3 protein-coding genes are annotated in these 5,396 nt (G+C 71.8%); 1 reads left to right on the top strand and 2 read right to left on the bottom strand.

Annotation, left to right across the window (positions count from 1 at the left end; translation table 11 throughout):
- Nucleotides 1–1,851, bottom strand: a 1,851-nt coding sequence (locus ASD48_RS27210; RefSeq protein WP_199875983.1) for a type I polyketide synthase, incomplete at its 3' end; no start/stop codon positions are given.
- A 2-nt stretch (nt 1,852–1,853) separates the two neighbouring features.
- Nucleotides 1,854–5,303, bottom strand: a complete 3,450-nt coding sequence (locus tag ASD48_RS27205; RefSeq protein WP_242432745.1) for an SDR family NAD(P)-dependent oxidoreductase — start codon at nt 5,301–5,303, stop codon at nt 1,854–1,856.
- On the opposite strand from ASD48_RS27205, the gene ASD48_RS45590 reads away from it, so the two are divergent.
- The coding region (locus ASD48_RS45590) for a hypothetical protein (RefSeq protein WP_242432746.1) at nt 5,211–5,396 on the top strand (186 nt) is incomplete at its 3' end. The two genes, ASD48_RS27205 and ASD48_RS45590, sit on opposite strands and share 93 nt — an antisense overlap.

Here is a 5,396-nt window from a genome sequence, read left to right as displayed (position 1 = left end):
CCCCAACCGATCCACATCCCCGAACACCTCGGGATCCAGACCCAAGGCACCCGAGACCTCCGCCAAAGCCTCCGCGAACACCGGATAGACGGAGGCAAGTTCGGCACCCATCCCGACCCGCTGCGCCCCCTGCCCCGAGAACCCGAACGCCACCCGCGCCCGTCCCCGAGCCACCCCGGACACCACACCCGCACTCGGCGAGCCCTCGGCCAGGGCCCGCAGGGCGTCGCGCAGCCCATCCCGGTCCTGACCCATCACCACGGCCCGGCGCTCCAGTACCGCTCGTGAGGCTGCCAGCGAGAACCCCACATCCACCGGGTCCAGCTCGGCCCGCTCTTCCACGAACCCGGCCAACCGCTCGGCCTGGGCGGCCAGCCCGTCGGCCCCGCGCGCCGACACCACCCACGGCACCACCGGAACCGGGACACGGACACCCGACTCGGCAACCGCGTCGGCAGAGGACTCGGGCGCCTCTTCCACGATCACGTGCGCGTTCGTCCCGCTGATCCCGAACGACGACACACCGGCCCGCCGCGGACGCCCGTCGGTCCGCGGCCAGTCCCGGGATTCGGTCAGCAACTCCACCGCGCCCGCAGCCCAGTCCACGTGCGCCGAGGGAGCGTCCACATGCAGGGTCTTCGGCAGCACCCCGTGCCGCAGGGCCATCACCATCTTGATGACGCCGGCAACACCCGCCGCGGCCTGCGTGTGCGCGATGTTCGACTTGACCGAGCCGAGCCACAACGGCCGCTCTTCCGGACGCCCCTGGCCATAGGTGGCCAGCAGCGCCTGCGCCTCGATGGGGTCCCCGAGGGAGGTGCCCGTGCCATGGGCCTCCACGGCGTCGACGTCGTTCGTCGACAGCTGCGCGTTGGCCAGGGCAGTCTCGATGACGCGTTGCTGGGACGGGCCGTTGGGTGCCGTGAGGCCGTTGCTCGCGCCGTCCTGGTTCACCGCGCTGCCCCGCAGGACCGCGAGGATCCGATGCCCGTTGCGGCGGGCGTCCGACAGGCGCTCCAGCAGGAGGACACCGACGCCTTCGCCCCAGCCGGTGCCGTCGGCCGCGTCGGAGAAGGGCTTGCAGCGGCCGTCGCGGGCCAGTCCCCGCTGACGGCTGAACTCGATGAAGATCGTGGGGGTGGCCATCAGCGCGACGCCGCCCGCGAGCGCCAGCGAGCACTCACCGTCCCGCAGTGCCTGGCTCGCGAGGTGCATCGCCACCAGGGACGACGAGCACGCCGTGTCCACCGTCACCGCGGGCCCCTCGAGGCCGAAGGTGTAGGCGACCCGACCGGAGGCCACGCTGCCCGCGCTGCCGCTGCCGAGGAGGCCCTCGAAGGCCTCGGGCATGGGCCGCATGCGTACGCCGTAGTCGTCGTACATGACTCCCGTGAAAACGCCGGTCCGGGTGCCGCGCAGGGAGTCGGGTGCGATCCCGGCCCGTTCGAAGGCCTCCCAGGAGGTCTCCAGCAGCAGCCGTTGCTGCGGGTCGATCGCGGTCGCCTCGCGCGGGCTGATGCCGAAGAAGCCGGCGTCGAAGCGGTCCGCGTCGTGCAGGAATCCGCCCTCGCGTGCGTAGAGCTTTCCGCGCCGCTCGGGATCCGGGTCGTAGAGCCCCTCGACGTCCCAGCCGCGGTTGCCTGGGAAGTCCGACACCGCGTCGGTACCGGTCCGCACGAGCTCCCACAGCTCCTCGGGGGACCGCACGTCACCGGGGTAGCGGCAGCTCATGCCGATGATCGCGATGGGTTCCCGGCTGCCGGACTCGAGTTCCTGCAGCCGTTCGCGGGTCTCGTGCAGATCGGCCGTGACCCACTTGAGGTACTCGACAAGCTTCTCGTCACTGGCCATCTCTAGCTGTCGCCCTTCTTGCGGCCGAGCCCGCGGTCGATGAAGTCGAAGATCTCTTCGGCGGTCGCCGTCGCGAGGTGGTCGCCCACCGCGCTCCGGTCCGTCTGGTCCTGGTCGCTCGCGTCCACGCGTCGGCGCTGCTCGGTCCACTTCGAGAGCACCGCGCGCAGGCGGTTCGTGATGCGTACGGAGTCGTCGTCGTCCGGGGTCGTCCCGAGCAGTTCCGCCTCGAACCGGTCGAGGTCGGTGAGGAGCCGGGTCGTGGGGTCGGCGGGTGCGGGGGCGACCCGCGCCCGCACGTACCGGCCCAGCGCGGCCGGTGACGGATGGTCGAACACCGCGGTCGCGGGGAGCCGCAGGCCGGTGGCCGCGCCGAGCCGGTTGCGCAGTTCGACCGCGGTGAGCGAGTCGAAGCCGAGGTCCTGGAACGCCTGCTCCGGGTTGATGCCGGTCACCGAGGGGTGCCCCAGCACCGAGGCCACGTGCTCGCGTACGAGATCCAGTACGACGCGCTCCTGCTCGCTCTCCGGGATGCCTTCCAGCCGGTGTGCGAGGGACACCTCCGTGCCGATCCCACCGGTCGCGCCGGTGGAGTGCGCCGTACGCCTGACCGGGCCGCTCACCAGGCCCCGCAGCAGGACCGGCAGCCCGGCGGAGTCTCCGCGCGCTCGCAGCACGCCCGTGTTCAGGCGCAGCGGGATGGCGAGTGCCCGGCCCGTGGCACGGTTCGTACGGACGACCGTCTCGAAGAGGTCGAGGCCTTGCTCGGGGGTGAGCGGATCCAGGCCGGTGCGGGCGACGCGCTCCAGGTTCTCGCCCGCCAGCTCCCCGGCCATGCCGCCGTCCTGCGCCCACAGCCCCCAGGCCAGGGACACCGCCGGCAGACCCTGCGCCCTGCGGTGCTGGGCGAGCGCGTCCAGGAAGGTGTTCGCGGCTGCGTAGTTGGCCTGCCCGGGGGCGCCCAGGACGCCGGCGACGGACGAGAACAGGACGAGGTCGACGAGCGGGAGATCACGCGTCGCCCGGTGCAGGTGCACCGCGGCGTCGGTCTTCGCTCGCAGTACGACGTCGAGCCGGTCGCGCGTGAGCGTCTCGATCACACCGTCGTCCAGGACACCCGCCGTGTGCACGACGGCCGTCAGCGGATGCTCTTCCGGGACCTTCGCGATCAGTTCGGCCACGGCGTCCGGGTCGGTCACGTCGCAGGCGACGACCGAGACGCGGGCACCCTCACTCTCCAGTTCCTCCCGCAATTCCGTCGCGCTGTCGGCCTCGGGACCGCTCCGGCTGGCGAGCACCAGCCGTCGCATGCCGCGATCCTTCACCAGCCTCCGAGCGAGCAGCCGGCCGAGGGCCCCCGTACCGCCGGTGATCACCACGGTTCCGTCGGGATCCCAATTCCACTCCTTCGCCGAGTTCGGGTCCTCCTCGGGTGCGACGCCGACCAGGCGGGGTGTCAGCACGGTGCCGCCGCGCACGACCATCTGCGGCTCGTCCCGGCGCAGCGCCGAGCCCAACACGCTCTGCCAGTCGTCCCGTTCATCGATGTCGACCAGTACGAACCGGCCCGGATGTTCCGACTGCGCCGAGCGCACCAGCCCCCATACGGCCGCGTGCGCGAGGTCGGGTACGGGGTCGTCGGGGCCGGCGCTCACGGCCCCGTGGGTGACGACGACCAGCTTGGACGCGGCCGAGGCGCCATCCTGGGGTTGGCCCTGATTCTGATCTTGATTCTGGTCCTGGTCCTGGTCCTGGTGCTGGTCCTGGTACTCGTCCGAGAGCCACCGGCGTACCGCTTCGAGCACCTGCCCGGTGACCTCGCGGACCGCTCCGGGCAGATCATCCGCGTCCGTCGGGGGCGTCCATGGCAGGACGACGAACTCGGCCTGCTTCTCGACCACTTGGTGTTCGTCGGCGCCGAGCGGCGTCCAGTGGGCGGGCGGGGCGTCCACGACGGGAGCGGGCGTCCATTCCAACGCGAACAGTCCGCCCTGGTCCTTGTCCCGTGCGCGCTGGTCGCGTGGGAGCTGATCCGCCTGAACCTCCCGCGACACCAGGGCGTCCACGGACACCACCGGCTGCCCCTTGGCGTCCGCGACCTCCACGGACACCGCGTCGGGTCCCGCGGGAGCCAACCGCACACGCACGTTCGAGGCGCCCGCCGCGAACAGTGACACCCCGCTCCAGGAGAACGGCAGCCGGATGCCCTCGTGACCGTCACCGGTGGCCATCACAGCGTGCAGGGCGGCGTCGAGCAGCGCGGGGTGAACACCGAACCCGGACACGTCCTGCTGCTCGGGCAGTGTCACCTCGGCGAAGATCTCGTCGCCGCGCCGCCAGGCCGCCCGGAGACTCCGGAAGGCGGGGCCGTATCCGTAGCCCGACGTGCTCAGACGCTCGTAGAAGCCCTCGAGGTCGACGGGTTCGGCGTCGGCCGGGGGCCAGGACGTCAGGCCGGAGGCCTCCTCGGACGCGTCAGCCGTGTCGGCCGTGTCGGCCGTGAGCACACCGCCGGCGTGCCGCACCCACTCCTCGCCCTCGGCTGCCGACGAGTGAACCGTCACCGGGCGTCGGCCGGGTACCTCCTCGGGACCGACCCGAACCTGCACCGGGACGCCACCGCCCTCGGGTATCACCAGCGGTGCTTCCAGGGTGAGTTCCTCCAGGCGTCCGCAGCCCACCTCGTCCCCGGCCCGGATCGCCAGCTCCACGAAACCCGTGCCCGGCAGCAGCACCGTCCCGGCCACCGCGTGATCCGCCAGCCAGGGCTGGGTACGCACCGACAGGTGTCCGGTCAGGAGCGCTCCCTGGTCCCCTGCCAGGAGGACGGCCGCCCCGAGGAGAGGATGATCCGCGGCGGTCAGCCCCAAGGCTGCCGGATCACCACCGGCGGAGTCGGCGTCCTCCAGCCAGTAGCGCCGGCGCTGGAAGGCGTAGGTGGGCAACTCGACGGGACGCCCACCCGGCAGCATGGCCGACCAGTCGACCTCGACACCGTGCGTGAACGCCTGCGCGACCCCGGTCAGCAGGGTCTCCGGCTCGGGTCGGTCCTTGCGCAGCAGCGGAACCGCCCGCAGACCGTCCCCGCCGTCGAAGGACTCCCGGGCCAGCGCGGTCAGAACGCTGTCCGGACCGACCTCCACCAGCACACCCACACCGTCAGCGGCCAGCGCGCCGACACCGTCACCGAAACGGACCGCCTCGCGCACATGCCGAACCCAGTAGTCGGGCGTGGTCAGCTCACCCGGCTCCGCGAATCGACCGGACACATTGGAGACGACGGGGACAGTTGGCTCCTGAAAGGTGACCTGCTCGACGACCTCCCGGAAGTCCGCCAGCATCGGCTCCATCAACGGCGAATGGAACGCGTGACTGACCCGCAGACGACGGGACTTCACCTCCCCCAGCCGCGCGACCACCTGCTCCACAGCCTCCGCCTCACCGGAGACCACCACCGACGACGGACCATTGACCGCGGCAACCGCCACACGATCGGCGAAACCCTCAAGAGCGGCAACGACCTCCGCCTCACCCGCCTGCACCGC

Source organism: Streptomyces sp. Root1310 (genome assembly GCF_001426425.1).
Classification (GTDB): domain Bacteria; phylum Actinomycetota; class Actinomycetes; order Streptomycetales; family Streptomycetaceae; genus Streptomyces.
The sequence above is the reverse complement of the archived record's forward strand: the minus strand, read 5'-3'. Positions and strand labels throughout refer to the sequence as shown.